A 20,112-nucleotide genomic window follows, 5' to 3' on the forward strand; every position below is an offset into this window, starting at 1 on the left:
ATTGATTGACGCACTACACGAGACCTAACGCCAGCTCGTCAGTCCGGGCGCCGCTTTCGGGGCTGCTCACGTTATCCTGCTTGCAAAGGCAAGCGGTTCGCCGGGGTGGCCGACGGCTGATCGGATAGCCGCCTGCCCGGTGTCCGTGCCGGCGCCACCTGGCGCCCAATATCTCCCGGATTCGTGGCGGCCCGTGATCTGATCGCGGGAAGGCCCAGTCGTGAGCGAATTAGCTTGTACCATAGGCCGCCATAAAGCGCCTGACCCTCTGCCTGGATTGAAGCCTATGCCGGAAGCTATCTTTCCGTGAGCCGTCTTTTTTCCGACCAACCCGGCGACGACGGGCTGCCGGGTGCCGAGCGCCGGCTGGCTGTTCTGGTGCTGATCATCGGCACGCTGATGGCCGTTCTCGACGGTTCCATCGTCAATATCGCTCTGCCGACCATTGCCGACGAGCTGCATGCGTCGGCTTCGACCACGATCTGGGTCGCCAACGCTTTTCGCCTGATCAGCGCCATGGGCTTGATCAGCTTTGCCGCGCTGGGTGATGTCATCGGCTATCGAGGCGTGTATCTGTTCGGCCTGGTGGTGTTCACCCTGGCGTCGCTCGGCTGTGCATTGTGCGATGCCATGGTGCCGCTGATCGCCCTGCGCGGCCTGCAGGGGTTCGGCGCGGCCGCGACCTTGAGCGTCGGCCCGGCGCTGTATCGCACTATTTTTCCCAAGCGGTTGCTGGGCTCCGCGATCGGCTTGAGCGCGCTGGTTGTTGCCTCGGGAATGGCTGCCGGACCCTCGATCGGCGGCGGTATTCTGGCCGTGCTGGGCTGGCCCTGGCTGTTCGCGATTAACGTCCCGCTAGGGGTGATCAGTTATCTGATCGCGCGCCACGCGCTGCCGAGAGAAGGCGGCCGGGGCGGCCGTTTCGATATCGCCGGCGCCGTGCTCTCGTCGATATCCCTCGGCGCGCTAGTGCTCGCGGTGGATGGGCTCTCCGGCCAGGGCGCCAGCGCCTGGGCGGCGCCCCTGTTCACACTGAGTGTGGTTGCGGGGGTGTTGTTCATTGTCTGGCAACGCCGGGTAGCGCATCCGTTATTGCCCCTGGATATCTTCCGGTCCCGCCGTTTCTCCATGGCGGCCATGACGTCTTTTACCGCGTTCACGGCCCAGGGCATCACTTTTATTGCGCTGCCGTTTTTGTTCCAGAGCATCCAGGGTTATAGCCCTTTGATGTCGGCCCTGTTGTTCTCGCCCTGGCCGATGATCGTGATTGCTGCCGGGCCGATAGCCGGACGCTTGTCGGATCGTTTCAATCCGACGCCGATCTCGACCGCCGGTCTGGTGGTGTTCACGCTGGGGATGGTGTCGCTGGCATTGCTGGGCCCGACGGCGAGCGTCGCGGATATTGTCTGGCGCACCGCGCTCTGCGGCCTGGGCTACGGCTTCTTCCAGGCACCGAACAATCACGAGCTGCTCGGCAGCGTCCCCCGCGAACGTAGCGGCAGCGCCTCGGGTATTCTGGCCAGCGCGCGGACCTTCGGTCAGTCCCTCGGCGCGGCGTTTGTCGCGATTGTGCTGGCACGTGCCGCCGAGCAGCTGGCACCGCGAGCGGTTGCCATGACGATCGCGCCGGTGCATCTGGCGCTATGGATAGGTGTTGGCATCGGCTTGGCGGCAATCGGCATCAGCGCGGCAAGAATATCGATGCACCGGGCGGGCTGACCGTCCTTTTACGAACCGGCAGGGCTGGGTTGTCCATCCCGTGCGTGCGGGACAGGTCGTGGCGGTTACAAGACTGGCGCCTGAATGAGCGCACGGAGGCTCTGCGGGAAAAGCGCGCCGCGGCATCGACTGCATGAGCCGCAGAAGCCAAGTCGTGTGGCGGAACGACTTGCACGCCCGAACCTTGCGGCGAGGCAGGGTCGCTGCCGGGCCGCAAGGTCCCCTGTCGTTCAAGCGTCCGCTTGGGCTACACCCTCGTCACGAGGGGCCTGGGCGGGTTCACCGACGAACTCGGCGATCTTCACGCCGTGCGCGGCGGCGATCATTTCTGCAGCCTTTTCGCCAATCATCATCGTGGCCGCGTTTGTATTGCCGCTTACCACGTTCGGCATGACGCTGGCGTCGGCCACGCGCAGGTTCTGAACGCCCATCACGCGTAGCTGTGGATCGACAACGCTGCCGATCCGGCAGGTTGTGGTGGGATGGTAGACCGTGAATGCGTAGTGGCGTGCAAGGTCTTCCAGCAGTTCATCGCTCGGCTCGTCGCCTTCGGCATGGCCATGCTTGTCGGCCAGGAAGGGCGGGATGAGCACAGGGCCTATGCGCCGATCCCCGGGCCAGTGGGCGACCACATCCAGGGCCTTGCGCATGACGGCGACCATGACCTTCATGTCGTGCGGGTCGTCGAAGTAGTTCATGCGGATGGCGGGATGATCGGTAGCGCGGGTGCTCTGGAGCACGATCTCGCCCTCGCTGTGCGGCTGAACCGGATTCGCGAGCACGATGATGCTTTCGGCATCGGCCGCCAGTCGTTTGGACGGGTCGTCGAAGTACTGGTCCGGATCCACCCGAAAACAGCCACGCCACAGATCGTGGTTGTAGCCGCAGGCCAGAAACCCGATCTGTACATCGTGGGTGTTTTGATCGCCCAGTTGGGTCGAAAACCACGCGCCCGCATCGTAGAGGGACGAAGAAATCAGGCTCTCCCCCTGGCTGGCCCATTGGTTAAAACGCCGCTCCGCCTCCTGTTTCAGCGCCTTGAGTTCCTCCGGCATATGCGCGTCGTCCGCGGGATCCGCCGGCAGCGGCCCTGCAGGCGCGCGCAGTGCATCGGGGCCCAGGGACATCCCGACCTCGCTCATGGGCACCCCGACGCCGGGCGCGGGGAAGAACAGGCCGACGTGGACGTGGTCCTTGAGATGCTTGCCCACATGCGGTGAATCGACATGGCATTCGACGCCGACGGCTTCCAGCTCTGCTCGCGGCCCGATGCCGGACAAAAGCAGTAGATGCGGCGATCCGATGGCACCGCCGCTCAGTACCACTTCCCGTGCCGCCGAGACCGTCCGGATGTCGCCGCTGGCTGTGCGGTACTCGACACCTGTTGCGACGGATTGTCCCGCGGCGCGATCCAGAAGTACCCGTGTGACGTGTGCACCCGTGATGATCGTAAGGTTATCCCGCTGTTCGGGCTTGCCCTCGAGAAAGGCATGGAACGTGCTGGAGCGTTTGCCGCTGTGCGTTGTGGTCTGGAACAGTGAGGCGACACCCGCCGGGCCGCCGCGATCCCGTCCGTTGTAGTCGCCCCAGGGGATACCCGCGGCGTCGCAGGCGTCGACGAATTCACGTGCCCCCGGGATCACGGGCGAGCGCACGGATACCCCGAGGGGCCCTTCAGTGTTGTGTGCCGCCTTGTCGATCGGTATTTCGTCGCTCGGCGCGAGCCCTTCCGTCTTCTTGAAATAGGGCAATACCTCGTCGTAGCTCCAGCCATTGGCACCGCCTTGTGCCCACGCGTCGAAATCCCCGGGATGGCCGCGAACATAGGCCATGTAATTGATGCCCGATGAGCCCCCGAGCATCTTGCCTCGCGGCATCATCATGCGGCCGTCCTTCAGGCCGAGACCGCACTGGCCGGCGTCCGCCGTGTACATCCAGTCGGTTTCCGGGTTCAGTTGCAGCGCCGCACAGGCCGCTGGTACCAGCTCTTCGGCCGGCGGCCGCTCACCGGCTTCCAGTAGCGCGACCCGACAGGTGGGGTCCTCGGATAAACGTGCGGCTATGATCGCGCCGGCGGATCCACCGCCCACGACAACAAAATCGAAATCGTCTGACATGTCTGCTCCTCTCGCACCGGTGTTATTTATGTGAGTATCGGATTCAAAGCTGTTCCCATTGCCGTGTATGCATGGGCGGCACCCCGTTCGCCGCCGAAGTGGGCCTCGAACGTGAAGGAACCGCCGAACCCGGCAAGTGGCCTGGCTGTCGAGCACGGTGATCGACTCAGGCGAGTGCGCTAGCCGACGTTACGTGCTGCCGGCCAGCTCGAAGGCGCACGAGCCGGGGAACAAAACCGGATGTCCGCAGATTACCCATTTCTTACAACGACGATAGCAAAGCGCGGGTGTAATCGCGGTCACCGGCGGCTTATGCTTTAGTCGCGCGCGATTTGGGGTGTTTTGCCCCGCAGCTCCGTCGGCAAACTCATCTGGTAATTTAGAATACGCTGGCCATGCCGAACGCCTGGTCGTTCGACTCGCCCTGAATTGGCGCGGCATAACCACTTTATTTGTCGATCGTGGCGGGATTCGGGCGGACGCTGACCTTTAGCATGGTTATCCGCGGTGAACAGGCGTGGCGTTGCCGCCAAGTGGCGGGTCAGTGGGCTGCAGCTTCAGGCTCTGGCTGTACCGGAATTGCAAGTTCGTTGCGAGGCAGGAGCGGAAACGGTCTGCACCATTCCTTCTGTCAAATGGGGCCTGCGTCGGCCAGGCGACAGGCCGGACGCTATTCTTTGGCCGGCATGCATTGGCCGTGGATGGCGAAAGGCGTGATGAATGGCTTGTCCACGACAGGTCGTGAAGCCGTGGCGGCTGAGCGGGTGGCCAGCGCGGTGTCTGGACGGATTAAGCGATGCCGTATCAGCGCTGATTAATTAAGGCCATGAGCGTACGGGGCAGATCTTGCGTCCTGCGTTTGATGGCGCACGCACTCACAGCGAAAGACCGCGATTTCCATGCCGCATTTCTTCGATACCGACACAAGCTGGATGTCGAACTGTGTTCGGCGACAGCGTCGAATCCCGCGGCTTGGGTGAAAAAACGCTGATTGAAGTCGATGGACAGGCATGTATTGGCGTTGAGCTTCGAGCAAGTATCCGGATGTTAAGCCGTTGACAATTTAGGCGGTTGCAGCGTGATTGGAGGCCGATATGCGGTAACGCGGGGCCCGTTCCGGTTGCTCGGTAGCGCTGGGTGGGCTCACCATCTAATGACAGTGCGGCCAGCAGAGGTCGGATGTCGCGAGGCCAACGGATAAATTTGAGGTCGTCGCGGGGTGGGGATTCAGTCTGACGCCGCAATGGTCCTCGATTATTCACGGCGTATGCGACGGAGGCGATATGAACTCTCGTTCGGGCACAGGGTTTGCGCTGCTGGGGGCCTCGCTGATCGCCATCAGCTATGGGCTGGCGCGCTTTGCCTTCGGGCTGTTCGTGCCGCCAATCCGCGCCGATCTGGGGCTGACCCCTTCGGTGATCGGCATCATCGGTGCGTTGCCCCTCGTCAGTTTCGTACTGGCGACGCTGGTTGCGCCGGTGGCCACCGATCGCTTGGGTGCCCGCAACATCGCGGTACTGTCCGGTCTTTTCGGTCTGGGTGGTCTGGGGTTGATTAGTCAGGCCAGCGCGGCCCTGCCGCTCGGCGTCGGTGTGTTTTCTTGCGGCATCTGTACGGGGCTGATGATGCCGGCGCTCACCGCCGCCATGCAGGTATTGGTGGACCGCTCGTTGCACGGGCGCGTGAGCTCGGTCATGAATGCAGGCACCAGTATTGGCGTGATCCTTGCCGTGCCGACCGTTCTGTTCCTGGCCAGTGCGTGGCGTGCGGCGTACATCTCCTTTGCCGTTCTGGCCGGCATCGGGGTGATTGCGGCGTGGTTGTTCATCCCCTCGGTGTCGCGGGTCATGCCTTCGAACGCCGCACCGCCGCCGCCGATCAGCGGCTTGCAATGGCGACGTCTCGCGCGGCTATCACTGTTTGCATTCGCGATGGGGGTGGTGTCTTCCGCATACTGGATCTTTGCGCCCGATCTGGTGGTCACGCTTGGCGGACTGGCCTCGGATGCCACCGGCTGGCTATGGCTCGCGGTGGGTATCGCCGGCCTCGGCGGTGCCGTGGTGGCCGATCTCGCCGATCGCAACAACCCGCCGATCACACAGGCGCTGATGTTGATGATGCTGGCGGCGAGCCTGGCATTGCTCGCCGCCAGCCCCGGTCAGCTGGACATCACGGTGTTTTCCGCGCTGGTCTTCGGCCTGGCCTATATGAGTCTCACGGGGCTCTATCTCATGACGGGCATCCGCCTGTTGCCCGGCCGACTGTCCATGGGGCCGGTACTCCCATTCATGGCCGTCTCGCTGGGACAGGCGACGGGCTCGCCCGTTGTCGGCACGCTGGTGAATAAAATCGGTTATGCCCATACGTTCGCCGTATTCTCGGCACTGGGCATTCTGGTGGCGATGTTGTCGCCACTTTACCCGCGCTACATCGACCATGAGCCCGAAGAACAGGTGGAGGATGAGACGGGTCTCCAGGCCGCGTACGATTACCAGCTTCAGGACGCGGATGGCGAGCCACTGAGATCGTTCGACGAAGAGGCTGAAAGCCCTGCGGCCGACACAGAGAACCAGACAGACACCGGTGCCCGCAATCCCTGACCCGAATAGCACAAACCGACCCGAATGCCGCTAAGCCAAGTTGTTCGGCGCGGTATCCTGCGCGGTGTGATATTTCTTCCAGCGGAGACATCCGACTGCTCGATAGCGTAAACGGTTGAGGTCTTTATTTGACGCATTGCGCCATAGCCAGGGGCAGGCGTTGTGCTGTGCGTGCTCAAAGCGGCCTTGCAGGCCAATATCGCTGCGATCCGACGTGCGAGCAATCAATGCCCACTGCTCGGCGCGACCTGTGTCGAGGGTACGCAAGGGCGCGTCCCATGGCGCGTGGACAGCACCGTGATCGACAGCCCGATTCGCGCGCCGACGGTAGCCGCCCGGCCGGCCAAAGTCACCCCATGACACGGGCTTGATGGTCCGAGGGCTTGTAGGGATGGCGCGCCTCGCGCCGGCGGCGTTGCGAGTCTTTCCGGACACGATTTGCGGTCTCCAACGCGGCGCTCGCAGGAAACGGCAACAGGCGTTGGTTACGAATCGCCTTGGGGTTCGAGCTACCCTGAATGGATTGTTTCGGCCCGGACCGCGTGAGGAAAAAGCGGATGAGTCAGCAAGATGAAACGAAGCAGAGCAGCCTTTACGGCGTCTTCTTTTTCCCCGTCATAGCCCTTTTCGTTCTGATTATCGCCGTCATGCTGCTTCTGAGCTACCGCGGTAATTCGCGTGCCGCGTATCCAGCGCGCGCCGGTATCAGCGAGATCAGTCCGCAGACGATGAAGCAGCTGCGCAACGCGTACGACGTCTACGGCGAATCGGTCGGTAACCCGAAAGCGGCGGTGACCGTACGTGAATTCGCCGGCTATCAATGCCCGGCCTGCGGCCACTTCGAGCCGATCGCAGAACGTATCCGTAAGCGATATATCAAGACCGGCAATGTCCGTTTCATCTTCTTTGATTCCCCGCTGTCCATGCATTCTCACACTCAGGCGGCGGCAGGCGCCGCGCGCTGCGCCGCGCAACAGCACGAGTTCTGGCGGTATCACGATCGGCTCTACCAAACCCAGTCGCAGTGGGCGCAGGCGGCCGACCCGACCTCGCAGTTTGTTGATATCGGCGCCAAAATCGGCCTGAACAGGCAGAAGCTTAAGGCCTGCATGAAGGCGAACAAGACGCTGCCCGCGCTCAAGGCCGAGCGTCAGGCCGGCCAGGCCGTGAAGATTCAAGCCACGCCGACGGTGATGGTCAACCGCACCGAGTTTGTCGGTGCTCCGAGTTATCAGGAACTCAACAAGACTATCGAATCAGCCCTGGCCAACGCCGGTGAGGCGGTCACGCCGCAAGAATAATCCCACCCGAGTCGCGGTGAATTGGGTCCCCAGCGATGCTGGTCGCGCGGCCGGACAGCCGCATTGTGTCTGTCGGCGACGCGACCCCTGAAGACGGCACGCTATCCCAGCGTCGTGTTCAGGCGATAGGTCACACATCATGCAGGTCAGATGGCCGGTTCGAACGCCGTGTAAAACGCCTCGCTGGCCCTGGGCGGGTGCGGCCGGCCGTAACCGGTCGTAACCTGGAATGAACGTCGGTCTGGTAGAACGGTCATAGCGACATCAGGGACGATGCGCGCCGAACGTGGTTTGCGGTGGCCTGCTTTGCCCGCTGCCGAGTTTAAAACAGGGATCCGATCTGAATGCCCATGATCGCCGATGATGGAAAACCGCTGCAGGCGCTGTCGGCCTGCATTTTCGTTCTCTTGCTGACGCTTGGAGGCGGTGTGGCGCGTGCGGCCGAATCCCAGAGCGGGGCGGCCATCCGGCAACTCAGTTTTACGGCCAATGTGCATGTGAAGGCTAACGGCCAGTTCACCGAGCGGGATAGCCAGGTGATCGAGGCCCTGACACGCAGCGGCGCGCGCTCGGTCAACCCGTATCAGCAGAAGTTCTCCAGCAAGCTGTCGAAGCTGAAGGTCGTGTCGGCCTGGATCGAGACCGCGCAGGGCAAGCACGTCTCGGTTCCGAAGTCGGATATCTTCGTGCGGCCGGTGCAGGCGGCCCAGGGCGCACCGATGTTCAGCCACGCCAAGGTGCTGAACGTGGTGCTGCCGAATTTCGGCAAGGGCGACAAGCTGCATATCGAGACACTGCAGACGCAGACCAAGCCGTATTTCCCCAAGCAGTACTTCGGCGAGTGGGGCGTCGACGAGCGGCGGTCGGTCCGCAACCAGAAGATTGTCGTGCATGCGCCGGCCTCCATGCATCTGAAAGCGGCCCAGCGCGGCGGTTGGCGCATGTCGCATCACACCCAGGGCGGCACGGAGACCTTCAAGGCGACGCTGGCGACGCATCATGCGCACTTTCCGGCGCCGGCTACCGTCAGCGCGCACGACTACAGTCCGTTGTTCGAGGTGACCAGCTTTCCAAGCTGGGCGTCGGTGGGCCAAGCCTATTGGGCACGGGCCAAGTCGAAAGCCAAGGTGACGCCGCGGGTCAAGAAGGTCGCCGACAAGGTCGCGGGCAAGTTGCACGGCTGGGCAGCCGTGAAAGCGCTCTACGCTTGGGATTCGGCCCATATCCGCTACGTTGGCCTGGAGCTGGGCGTGGGCGGGTATGTCCCGATTTCGGCCAACAAGACGCTGAAGACCGGCTATGGCGACTGCAAGGCGCACTCCACGCTGCTCGAAGCCCTGCTGGCCGCGCGCGGTATTACCGCCTATCCGGTGATGATCAACTGGAACAATACTTTCAACCTGACCCCGCTACCCGGCCCGGATTTCAACCACGCCATCGATTACCTGCCCAAGTATCACTTGTTTCTGGATGCGACCGGGGAAACCGAGACGCCCGGCCAGCTGGCCATCGGTGAGCGCGACAAGACGGTGGTGGTCGCCGGGCCGCATCCGCGAGTGATGCATACCCCAGGCGGGCAGCCCGACCACAACAAGCTGGTCTACAACGCCCAGTTGCAGCTCGGCCCCGATGGCACGCTCAGCGGTAAGGCACACATGACCACCTACGGCTGGTGGGCCTGGTACAACCGCATGATTTTCTCGGAAATACCGCCAGGGGCCTATGGCCGCTTGATGAATGCCCTGTTGAAAAACGGCGGCGGCGGGAAAGGAAGTTTCCAGCACAGCAATCCGCATGTTCTCGACAAGCCGTTCCATGTCAGCGCCCACTGGAAGACGCCGGCCTATGCGACTCCCGGCAAGACCCTGACGGTGTCGCTGCAGGCCGGGCCTTATCTGGTGCCGGACATGGGTGGGACCAACGATCCGGTCAGCGCCCTGGCTGCCGTGGCCGGGCCGAATAAAAGAACGCACAGCGTGAGCACCTACATCGGCGAAATCGATTGGCATACGACGCTGACCCTGCCTGCGGGCTACACGGCCACGTATCTGCCGTCGGCCGCGCACATCCACAATGCGGCGGGTAATTTCAGTTTTACCGTGCACGCCAAGGGCAACAAAGTGCAGGCCAACTACAAGCTGCGTCTCGCCCACGTCCTGTACGAGCCGGCACAGTATGCCAAGTTGCGTTCCCTGTTACGTAGCGACCTGCGTGACCTGAACACGCCCCTGGTCTTCAGTCACAGCAAGGGTTCGTCATGAATACGCGCAAGATTGCATTCGTCGCCGCGATTGCCCTGGCGGGCCTGGCGCCGCTGGCGGCCCAGGCCCGGGTTCAGGCGCAGCCCCAGCCCCAGCCTCCGTCCGGCAACGCGACGTCGCCGCAGGTCAACTACAAGATCATCAAGCAGCACGTGGCGTTGAAGATTGCCAAGGACGGCAGCTACACGAAGACCGTCTCGCGAGTCATACAGCCCTTGACTCTGTCGGGCGTCGAGCATGTCTCGCAGATGCAGATCAGCTATCCGGCCAATTTCGCTGCGGTGAAAATCCTCAAGGCCTATACCCAGACCGCCGGCGGCAAGCACATCAACGTTGCTTCCTCGGCGATTTTCACCCAATCCACGCCCAGCGCCCTGCATGCCCCTTTTCTCAGCGACGGCACGATCAAGAACGTCGTGTTTCCGAGTGTCGCGCCCGGGGCGACCATTCATTTGAAATATGTGGAGCATTTCAAGCACGCCTATCTTCCGGGCGTTTATGCGGTGGCGGCCAAACTCGCCCCCAACGTGCCGGTCAAGTCGGCCAGCGTGAGCGTGACCGCACCGAAGTCGATGGCGCTTCATATTCACGCCCGGGGGACATGGTCCAAGCACAGGCGCCACGACAACGGGACGACTACGTTGAGTGCCGCGTCGAGCTGGTCGCATGTCGATTTTCCGCCGGAGGACACCGCCGCGCTGACCCAGTATGCGCCCATGGTTGTGATCGGCACGGCGGCCGATTGGAAGGACGTGGCCCAGGCCTACGACCGTTTGACCGCGAAATCGCGGCAGTTGACGCCGGCCATTCGCCAGACCGCGACCCGGGCGGCGAACGGCGCGCACGGCAAACAGGCCGTGTCACATATCTACCGCTGGCTGCAAAAACACGTCCAGGTCGTGAACGTCGATTACCACGAAGCCGGCTACCAACCACCGTCGGCGGCCAGTACGCTGGCGCGCGGTATGGGCGACAGTAATGCCAGCGCCAATCTGTTATGCAGCCTGCTGCAGGCCGAGGGTATCAAGGCCGAGCCGGCCCTGATTTCGACCGCGCATCGCTTCGTCACGTATCCCGGCGCCGATGCGTTTGCCTTTAACCATGTGTTGGTGTACGTCCCGAAATATCATCTGTATCTCGATACCAGCGAGCGCTATGCGGGGATCAAGGCACTGCCGCTGAAGGACGCCGGGCGGCCGGTGCTGCTCGCCGGCCCCGCCGACACCTTGACGCACACCCCGGCACCCGCGCGCGGTGACGTGGAATACCGCGAAGTGCAGAACATGACGTTAAACACGGCGGGCGTGATCCGCAGTGACAGCCGGGTCACCGCTTCGGGCTGGGGCGGCATCGCCTTGCGCAAGAATTTGCTCGGCGACAAGAGCGGCGCCCATCTGCAGAATGCTGTGCAAACCAGTTACTACGGTAGCGGGCACACCGGAACCATCAAGATCACGGATATCTCGCATCGATACAACCTGAATCGACCGCTGAGCCTGCGGATGCATTGGCGCAATAACGATGCCGTCATGCCGGGACAACGCATGGCGCTGGTCTTGCCGAACCCCGGCCGGATAGCCCGCGAAATGTCGTCTTTCATCGGCCAGAAGACGCGCCATTATCCGAGCGTTCTCAAGCCCGGGACGATAGTAGACGTGGTGCACTTGCACCTGCCCGCGGGGATGCATCCGGTCGGTCTTCCCGAGAACGAAACCTTCAAGGCGCCGTTCGGCCGCTACCATGTGAGCTATCACTACGCCAACGGTACGTTGGATGTCACGCGTCGGCTGCAACTGACCCGGTTTATCGTCACCCCGAAGAACTATCCGAAGCTGCATCAGTTGGCGCAGATGGCCGTGAACGCATCGCGCAAGGGGTTTTTGCTGGCGCAATCAAGCTGACCCGTCAAAGCAGCCGCCGACGCCGGGCAGGGTCGGCGATCGCGCCGCCAGAGCATTCCGGCCGGCCCTGAACGCCGGCCCCGCGGCGATGCCCGGACGGGGTCGGCATCGGTGCTGGGCCCGTCGGCAATGCACGTTGCGGTCAGTACTTGAAACGCCACATCGCGCATGGGGCAAGACCCGATGCCGTGGCGCCCAGTGCCGAAAACCACGGTTTATTTATGCGCCCGTAGCCACCGGCCGTGACGGGTCGCTGCTCCAGGCGCTCCACGAGCCCGGGTATAGACGCGGCAATGGCCGGCCCAGCACCGCACAGGCCAGGATAATCTGGCAGGCGCTGATGCCCGAGCCGCAGTAGCTGATGACGGCCTCGCCTTGCGGCAGTGCCTGCGCCAGTTCGGCCGACGAGAGGAAGCGGGCGTGGGCGTCCACCAGCGATCCGGCCGGTATATTCCGGGCGCCGGGGATATGGCCGGCGGCGGGGTCGATCGGCTCGTGCTCGCCGCGAAAGCGCTCGCCGGGCCGGGCGTCCAGCAGCAGGGCGTCGCCGCGCGCGACGTCCTCGGCCGTGGCGATCAGGTCGTCGTCGAAAGCCGGCTGCCAGTCGCTGGGGTTCGGTTCGGGCCATGCGCTTTCGACGGGGTAGCCACCGTCGCACCATGCGGGCCAGCCACCATCGAGTACATGCACCGACGGGTGCCCGGCCCAGACCAGCATCCACCAGGCGCGTGCCGCCGCGAGCGCACCGCCCATGTCGTCGTAGGCCACGACGTGGCACTGCGGCGTAATGCCCCAGGCCCGCAGTTGCTCGGCAAACCGCGCGTGGCTCGGCAGTGGATGGCGGCCGCCTTGCGTGGAGGGTGGCGCGGACAATTCGCGGTCCATGTCGGCATGACGTGCGCCCGGCACGTGGCCTTCCTGCCAGAGCGCTCTCCCGGCCTCGGCATCCTGCAGGCGTGCCCGCGCATCGAGCACGACGATATCGCGACCCTCAGCCAGCCAGCCGGCCAATGTTCCGGCATCAATCAATATGTCTTCCATGGTTCGTTCCGGCAGGGCTCGAAGTGGGTGACCTTCAGAGCGTGCCAGTGGTCCGGCCGGCGTGCCAGTAGCCGCCTGTGTGTACGCCCGCCGGCCGAACGCAATCCCCGAATTTGGATTGGTGGTGTCTTGCGCGTAACGGGCGCGGGGTGCGGGGTGAAATAAAAAAAATTTAATACAATAGGTTGCAGTGCATCTCGGTCCCGATCGATCGCTTTGGTCAATCGGCGAGCGCGTGTTTTCGAACGGCCGGGCCGGACGATGCCAAGAGCTCGAGATCAGCCCGCTGCGCGAATGTCGTAAGCAGTTTGGTGGCGGCCCGGTGTCGCTCCATTTCGCTTGTTGGCGAATCCGTAATGCCTGGGCGGTTAACCACATTCATGGCGAAGCGTTTTACGATCATACCCGCGCCGGCATAAGTTCTGACAGGCGAATTCGCCGAGGCCGTTGAAAGGCCTCGGCGTGTTCAGTGCGGCTCACGCAATGCGTGGACGAGTGGCAGCTATCGGAGCAACGCCCCGGTATCGTTCCGAGGCGATTGCTTCGCGACATGTCATGTCATTTCTTGTGCCGAATATTCGGGCAGTGAAGCATGTGGCAGGCGGGCCCAGTAAACGGCCCAGTAGTAGGTGATAAGCGCCACTATGGCGATCGCGACTTGATCCCACGGGCTGGCCAGCGTGTGTGAGCCGCCAAAACTGCCCAATGCCGAAATGACCATTATGAGAACGTAATAGAAGACCAACCAGAGCGATGACCGCAGCTGTTCGGCGAAACCGGTACGTGTTGCGGCAAGATGCTTGCCGAAGACCAGATAAACGATAAAGACCAAAACCTGGACGCCCAGTAGCCATGAAATGGTCTGCCAGCCCGCCCAATACAGAATCAGCGAAGCGATGACGAATGCCAATGGGCTGACGACGCCGAGCCCTTTCAGGAAGAACGGGCGGTGCATGTCAGGATTGCTCAGGCGTAGAGCGTGAGCTGAAATCGGGGCCAGGGCGTAGCTGAAGATCAGCGCTGAAGAGACCACGCTGATCAGCGCATCCCACGATGGGAAAGGCAGTGTCCAAAAGATCGACAAGAAGAATGTCAGCCATAGCGCCGGTCGAGGGATGCCCGTGCGTTTATCCACTTTGCCGAAAAACTGGAAGAACGTCCCGGTACTCGACCAGCCGTAGATCACCCGTGGCGTGGTTGACATGTAGATATTACCGGTACCGCCGGGCGAGATGACGGCATCCACGGTTACCAATACGGCCAGCCAAACGAAACCGAGCGATATGGCGATGTCGTAGTACGGAAGATTAAAAACTTGGCCGACTTTGGACCACCCATCGTTGGCAACGATGTGGGTGGGGACACCGCCCACGAAAGCAAACTGAAGCAAAATATAGATTATCGTCGAAGCCACTGTTGTGCCGATCAGTGCCAGTGGCAGGTTACGCTGCGGCCGGCGGACTTCGCCGGCCAATGCCATGAGCGGCGTCAAGCCGAGATAAGCGAACATGACGCCGCCGGTCGCCACTGCTGAGGTTATACCGCTTACTCCGTTGGGCGCGAAGCCGCGTACATCGAAATTGGCGCCTTTGAGTTGGCTTAGCAGGCACACGATCACCAGCGTCGGCACGATGAATTTAAACCAGGTGATGATCGTGTTGGATTTTGCGAAAACGCCGATACTCCAGTAATTCAGCAGGAAGAAGACGACGAATAACAGGAGCTGAATGAACCAGCCGAGTACGGTGGGTGAATCGCTGCCGGCTTGAGTCAAGGCGGGCCACCACCCCGATGCGTATTGGCGAACGGCCAGGACCTCGATGGCAATGAGGCTGGAGAATGCGATCACAGTAATGAACGACACCATGCCGCTGACAAGCGGACCGTGCGTGTAATAGGGGTAACGTACCAGGCCACCGGCTTGCGGCAGCGCTGCCCCCAGTTCCGCATAAACCAGTCCGAGCAGTAGCAAGGCGAAGCCGCCAATCACCCATGACAGTGACCCGGCTGGCCCGGCGACCGCCGCCACCTTGCCGGCGGCGAACAGCCAACCGGAGCCGATGATCGAGCCAACCCCGACCAGAATCAGATCGATCGCGGAAATTTGTCTTTTGAATTGTCCTTGGGCGGATGCCGTCATTGGATTCCTCCTGAGTCGCGTGTTGGCGACAGATGGTAGAAAGATGGCTTACGCGAAACGCGCCAGACGATAAGGCGCGAAGTCGGGTAGAGCGCCGCCTCCGGCCCCCGGCGTTGACGATCGATTGCTGGCGGCCAACGAGGTGATCATTTCCGCCGTCAAGGCCGCTTGGGTCAGCCCCAGGTGATGATGGCCGAAAGCCAGCAGTACCCGCCCATCCATGGCGTGATCGATGATCGGCAACGAGTCCGGCAGCGACGGCCGAAAGCCCATCCAGGGTGTCGCGTCTGTGGCGTCGAGCGGTTGTCGGAATAGCCGGTGGCTGAGGGTTTCCAGTTGCCAGGCCCTGGCCATGTTCGGCGGTCGGGTCAGGCCGGCGAATTCGACAGTCCCGGCCAGACGAAGGCCCTCGTTCATCGGGGTCATGATGAAACGACGTTCGAAAGAAGTAACGGAGAAGGGCAGTCGACCCGTTTCATGAGGCAGCATCAGGTGATAACCGCGCTCGGTATCCAACGGCACCCGTACGCCCGTTAGCGCCTTGACCAGTGGCGCGGAGTGCGCGCCACAGGCCACAAGTGCCTTTCGGGCCGTGAGAGTCCGCTGATCGGTGTGGAGTGCCACGCCGGAAGCGGTAACGTGTCCTGATCGCACGTTTTCGCGGACGAATTCAACGCCTTCACGTCGTGCGGCGGTCACGAGGGCATCGACCAGTTGCATGGGATTGACACAGTGCCCGGTGGCAGGAAAAAACAGCGCACCACGAAGTTGGTCCGACAGCGCGGGTGCCTGACGTGCCAATGTGTCGGGCTCCCAAAAATCCACCGGCACATCGTTTGCCTGCATTCGAGCCTGCAGCGCCTGGATGGCGGCGCGCGAGTGTTCTTTTTCGAATACGAGAACGGAGCCGTTGTCGCGCAGAAGCGCGCTATCGCCGGTTGATGCCAGCAGGCGATGCCAGGCGGGCAGGCTATTCTGATTCAGAGCGCGCAGGCCGTTGACGCTGTTTTCAAAAGGGGCAGCGCGCAGATTCAAGAGCGCTTTGAGAAACCATGGCATTGCCTTGGGTAGATAACGCCAATCCACACGCAACGGCCCGGTGGCATCCATCAGCAACTTGGGGAGCTGCACAAGGATTGAGGCGTCAGCGACCGGAAAGACTTGCTCGGTCGCCATGTGGCCGGCGTTACCATATGAAGCGCCATGGCCGGGGGCTTGGGAATCCAGCACCAGCACGCGATAGCCGGCGCGTTGCAGGTCCAGCGCGCAGGTAACACCGATAATACCGGCGCCAACGACGGTCAGATCGAAAGCAGGCGCGGGCTTGTTCGCGTCTCTCGCTGATTGGTTTGTGCTCGCCATCTGCTGCAAATCGTAGATTGTATAAAATATATAATGCGAAAGCTGTGCTAAGTTGTCGACATCGACTTAAGTCGGAGGTGGAGCCAGTTAATTGGTGAAAGACGGCGCGACTTCGGAGGTTGAAGGGCGGCGTGTGTCTACGTTTGCAAGCCGAGAGCGGCGGCCCGGGCGATTCATGCCGGTGCAGTCGTCCCCCTAAAGGCGCACCGCGGTAACGCGGGGAGCCAGCGCTTGCGAAGACGTTGCTGCACTAGGCGGTCAGGACGGAGTTGTCTAGTACGGCGACAATGCTTTCGCAGGCCTCGCGGATATGGGCCTCCAAGGCGGTAGCCGATTCGTCGATTCTGCCCTGACGTGCCAGCTCGATCAGGCCGCGATGTTCTCTTTCGGCCTTATCGATTTCTTTGGTGTATAGCAGCTGCATACGGATATAGCGATCTGCCTTGGTGTTCAGCTGCGAGATGATCGTCATCGATTCCGGTAGATCCGCGGACTGATACAGCGTGCGATGAAAGGCCCAGTTGTATTCACTCCAAGTACCGATACGACTACCGGAGTCCAGAGCGGCGTCATACTCATCGAGGATTTGCTCGGCGCGAGCAAAATCCTCGGCGGCCATGCGCGGGATCGAATGCTTGAAGACATAGCATTCCAGCATGACTCGAAGATCAAAGAGTTCACGAATCGTGGTTGTGGAAAGCTCGGTCGTGAAGGCGCCGCGATGGGGGTGGAAGGCGACCAGCCCCTCGGCTTCCAGAGTCAGCAGCGCTTCTCGTACCGGGATGCGACTGACTTCGTAATCCCGAGCCAGCGCATCCTGGCGCAATTGCGTGCCGCCCTTGAATTCGCCGCCGAGAATCCGTTCGCGCAAATCATCGGCGACATGTTGGGCACGGGTCTTGAAGCGGCTCAAGCGGCAATCTCTTCTAAGGTTATTTTGGATATTTTATGCAATAAAAAATCCAGACGCCATGCGTGCGTTGCACCGCTTGGAACCCGACCGGGATATCGGCCGGGCTCGACAGGCGCGTCAGGCTTGGTACTGGCCGTCGACCAGGCGTGGATGTGCTTCCGGGTTGTCGTGCCGTAAGGCACGAGGCAGCAGCTCGTTCGGGAGATTCTGGTAACAGACCGGTCGTAGAAATCGAACGATCGCCGCCGTGCCAACCGATGTGGTGCGAGCGTCAGTGGTCGCCGGAAACGGGCCGCCGTGCACCATGGCATCGCACACTTCGACCCCGGTGGGCCAGCCGTTGGCCAGGATGCGCCCGGCCTTGTCTTCGAGTATCGGCATGAGGGACTGCGCCAACGGGATGTCCCGATCTTCCAATTGGAGCGTCACGGTCAGCTGGCCTTCCAGCCGTCTTGCCACACGATGCATTTCGTCGATATCGGCGCACGCGACGATCAGTGATGATGCCCCGAAAATTTCGTTCTGAAGTGTCTCGTCGGCGAGAAAGTCGCCGGCGGTGGTGGTAAACAGGCCGCTCTGACAGTCGTTTGGCCCGATGCCGGTCTGGCCTCGGGCAATCTCTGTCACGCGCTCGTGATTGGCAAGCGCGCTGACGCTTTGACGATACGCGTCGGAAATTCCGGGCGTGAGCATGGTCTGTGCATCGCTGCGCCCGATTGCTGCTTGCGCTGCGCCGATAAAGGCATCGAGTCCGGGGCCTTCCAGGGCGATGACAAGCCCCGGGTTGGTACAGAACTGACCGGCGCCCATACTGAGCGACGCAACAAACGTCTCGCCCAAATCGGCGCCGCGGGTTTCCACAGCGGACGGCAGTGCGAACACCGGATTGATCGAGCTCATCTCCGCATAGACAGGGATCGGCACCGGACGTGACTGTGCGGCCTGCCACAGCGCCAATCCACCTCGCCGCGATCCGGTGAAGCCGACGGCGGCGATACGCGGATCCATCACCAATGCATGGCCGATTGCCGTGTCGCTATCGTAGAGCAGCGAAAACACGCCCTCGGGCAGGTTGCAGTGATCGACGGCGGTCTGGATGGCCCGACCTACGAGTTCGCTGGTTCCGGGGTGCGCGTTGTGTACCTTGACAATGACCGGGCAGCCGGCCGCCAGGGCCGATGCGGTATCGCCCCCGGCGACCGAAAAGGCGAGAGGGAAGTTACTGGCGCCGAACACGGCCACCGGGCCCAGCGCGATCTTGCGTTGGCGCAAGTCCGCGCGCGGCATCGGTTCTCGCTCGGGTAGCGCCGGATCAACCCGAACATCGAGCCACTCGCCCTTGCGCACTACGCGAGCGAACATGCGTAGCTGGCCACAGGTGCGGTCGCATTCGCCGCGGATACGAGCCTCTGGTAAGCCCGATTCGGCCGTGGCGCGAGTCACCAGTTGATTGCCAAGGCCTTCGATTTCATCGGCGATGACTTCCAGGAAAGTGGCCCGATCGGCCGGCGCCGTGTCCCGGAAATCGTCGGCGGCCGCCTGCGCAAGGGCGCAAGCCCTGTCGAGGTCTTCGGCGCTGCTGGCGTGCCAAAGCGTATCGAGCGGTTGATTGTGCTTCGGGTCGATTGCCTGAATAGCCGGGCCGCTGCCTTTCACACGCTTTTGTCCAATGAGCATTTCGCCAGTCAAACGCATGAATTTCATCTCCCGATATTTGAGAAGAGCATTTCCGAACAGGTGTTCGGGTTTGGGGCTTCTGAAAATTTTGGATATCAGGCGTTTGCAGGATTGCCGGGCCACTCGGCATACCATTGCTGGAAGAGTGCGTACTGAGCCTCGATATAGCGGCGCTGCGCCGTGTTCAAGGCATCCGTTTCGTTGAAATGCAGGGTGTAGGCGGATTCGCCGTTGAGTACCATCAGATGCTTGTAGTAAAGAACCAGGTCGGCCCCCTCATCGAACGAGGACAACACCGCGAGCGCGGATTCCAGTTCCTGGGCCCTGATACGTGCCTCGGGGTCGCCTTGGGCTGCTTTTTTGCTCAACGCGACGAGCTGAAGTATCTCGCGGGGCAGGGCATTGCCGATACCGGTGATTGCGCCCGTCGCCTGGCAATTGACGAAGCCGTGAAAAACCTGCGTGTCGACGCCGACCATCAGTGTGATGTCGTCATCGGCGGAGGTAATGTGCTCGGCCGCATATCTTAAGTCGGCGCCGCCACCGAACTCCTTGAAGCCGATCAGGTTGGCGTGTTCGCGGCGCAGCTCGAAGAATAGATCCGCACGCGTGGCAAAGCCGTAGTAAGGGCTGTTGTAGATAACGGCCGGCAAGTTGGGGGCCGCGTTCAGGATTGCAGAAAAATGCGCTTTTTGTGCCGTTGGCGAATTGCCCCGGGACAGCACACGGGGAATCACCATTAAGCCGCTTGCGCCGATTTGAGCGGCATGCCGGGCATGCGACACGGCTTCGGCGGAGTTGACAGCACCGGTGCCCACGATCGTGGGCACGCCCGCCTGAACGAGTCGGGCGACCCCTTCCTGGCGCTGGGCTTCGCTGAGCAAAGGCCAGTCCCCCATGGACCCGCAATAGACGACGGCACTCATGCCTAGATCGATCAGCTCTCGACCCTTGCCCATGAGTGCCTCGTAATTGGGCGTTCGATCGGGCTGGCAAGGCGTCATCAGGGCAGGGATGCAGCCGGTGAAGATATTATCTTTCATAGGTGTAGGCTCTTGGCGTTCTGTGAATGGGTTGGCC

The 20,112-nt window shown here is 62.0% G+C and carries 13 protein-coding genes; 5 read left to right on the plus strand and 8 right to left on the minus strand.

Going from position 1 to position 20,112, the window contains the following annotated elements:
- The first annotated feature begins 306 nt into the window (after window positions 1-306).
- Window positions 307-1,719, plus strand: a complete 1,413-nt coding sequence (locus SALB1_RS09675; RefSeq protein WP_109993678.1) for an MFS transporter — start codon at window positions 307-309, stop codon at window positions 1,717-1,719.
- 230 nt (window positions 1,720-1,949) lie between these two features.
- On the opposite strand, the gene SALB1_RS09680 is transcribed toward SALB1_RS09675, so the two are convergent.
- Window positions 1,950-3,836 carry a GMC family oxidoreductase gene (locus SALB1_RS09680; RefSeq protein WP_109993679.1) on the minus strand — a complete coding sequence of 629 codons (1,887 nt, stop codon included), beginning with the start codon at window positions 3,834-3,836 and terminating at the stop codon, window positions 1,950-1,952.
- A 1,283-nt stretch (window positions 3,837-5,119) separates the two neighbouring features.
- Between SALB1_RS09680 and SALB1_RS09685 the strand changes: the two genes are divergently transcribed.
- Window positions 5,120-6,436, plus strand: coding sequence for an MFS transporter (locus SALB1_RS09685; protein ID WP_109993680.1), 1,317 nt, complete (start codon window positions 5,120-5,122; stop codon window positions 6,434-6,436).
- 30 nt (window positions 6,437-6,466) lie between these two features.
- Here the strand turns inward: SALB1_RS09685 and SALB1_RS18760 are convergent, their stop codons facing one another.
- Entirely contained in the window at window positions 6,467-6,703 is a 237-nt protein-coding gene (locus SALB1_RS18760) for a hypothetical protein (RefSeq protein ID WP_145961293.1), read from the minus strand.
- A gap of 290 nt (window positions 6,704-6,993) precedes the next feature.
- Here SALB1_RS18760 and SALB1_RS09695 point away from each other — a divergent pair, with 290 nt between their 5' ends.
- The 3 genes from SALB1_RS09695 to SALB1_RS09705 all read left to right on the plus strand — a co-directional run bounded on the left by SALB1_RS09695 (window position 6,994) and on the right by SALB1_RS09705 (window position 11,899).
- Window positions 6,994-7,737 carry a thioredoxin domain-containing protein gene (locus SALB1_RS09695; RefSeq protein ID WP_158590699.1) on the plus strand — a complete coding sequence of 248 codons (744 nt, stop codon included), beginning with the start codon at window positions 6,994-6,996 and terminating at the stop codon, window positions 7,735-7,737.
- A gap of 344 nt (window positions 7,738-8,081) precedes the next feature.
- A complete protein-coding gene (locus SALB1_RS09700) occupies window positions 8,082-9,998 on the plus strand; it encodes a DUF3857 domain-containing protein (protein WP_199678754.1) in 1,917 nt (638 codons plus the stop codon).
- A complete protein-coding gene (locus SALB1_RS09705; RefSeq protein WP_109993684.1) occupies window positions 9,995-11,899 on the plus strand; it encodes a DUF3857 domain-containing protein in 1,905 nt (634 codons plus the stop codon). Before SALB1_RS09700 ends, SALB1_RS09705 begins: the two co-directional genes overlap by 4 nt.
- Before the next feature lie 219 nt (window positions 11,900-12,118).
- Here SALB1_RS09705 and SALB1_RS09710 read toward each other — a convergent pair whose 3' ends face one another.
- The 6 genes from SALB1_RS09710 to SALB1_RS09735 form a co-directional block, all read right to left on the minus strand.
- Window positions 12,119-12,940 carry a sulfurtransferase gene (locus SALB1_RS09710; RefSeq protein WP_109993685.1) on the minus strand — a complete coding sequence of 274 codons (822 nt, stop codon included), beginning with the start codon at window positions 12,938-12,940 and terminating at the stop codon, window positions 12,119-12,121.
- Between the two features lie 553 nt (window positions 12,941-13,493).
- Window positions 13,494-15,080, minus strand: coding sequence for an APC family permease (locus SALB1_RS09715; RefSeq protein ID WP_109993686.1), 1,587 nt, complete (start codon window positions 15,078-15,080; stop codon window positions 13,494-13,496).
- Window positions 15,081-15,128: 48 nt separating this feature from the next.
- Entirely contained in the window at window positions 15,129-16,442 is a 1,314-nt protein-coding gene (locus tag SALB1_RS09720) for an FAD-binding oxidoreductase (protein WP_109993687.1), read from the minus strand.
- A gap of 250 nt (window positions 16,443-16,692) precedes the next feature.
- Window positions 16,693-17,355, minus strand: a complete 663-nt coding sequence (locus SALB1_RS09725; RefSeq protein WP_109993688.1) for a GntR family transcriptional regulator — start codon at window positions 17,353-17,355, stop codon at window positions 16,693-16,695.
- A gap of 117 nt (window positions 17,356-17,472) precedes the next feature.
- Window positions 17,473-19,050, minus strand: coding sequence for an aldehyde dehydrogenase (NADP(+)) (locus tag SALB1_RS09730; protein WP_109995366.1), 1,578 nt, complete (start codon window positions 19,048-19,050; stop codon window positions 17,473-17,475).
- A 77-nt stretch (window positions 19,051-19,127) separates the two neighbouring features.
- Window positions 19,128-20,075, minus strand: a complete 948-nt coding sequence (locus tag SALB1_RS09735) for a dihydrodipicolinate synthase family protein (RefSeq protein ID WP_109993689.1) — start codon at window positions 20,073-20,075, stop codon at window positions 19,128-19,130.
- Window positions 20,076-20,112: the final 37 nt, after the last annotated feature.

Origin of the sequence: Salinisphaera sp. LB1, assembly GCF_003177035.1 — a bacterium.
In the GTDB taxonomy this organism is placed as follows: Bacteria; Pseudomonadota; Gammaproteobacteria; order Nevskiales; family Salinisphaeraceae; genus Salinisphaera.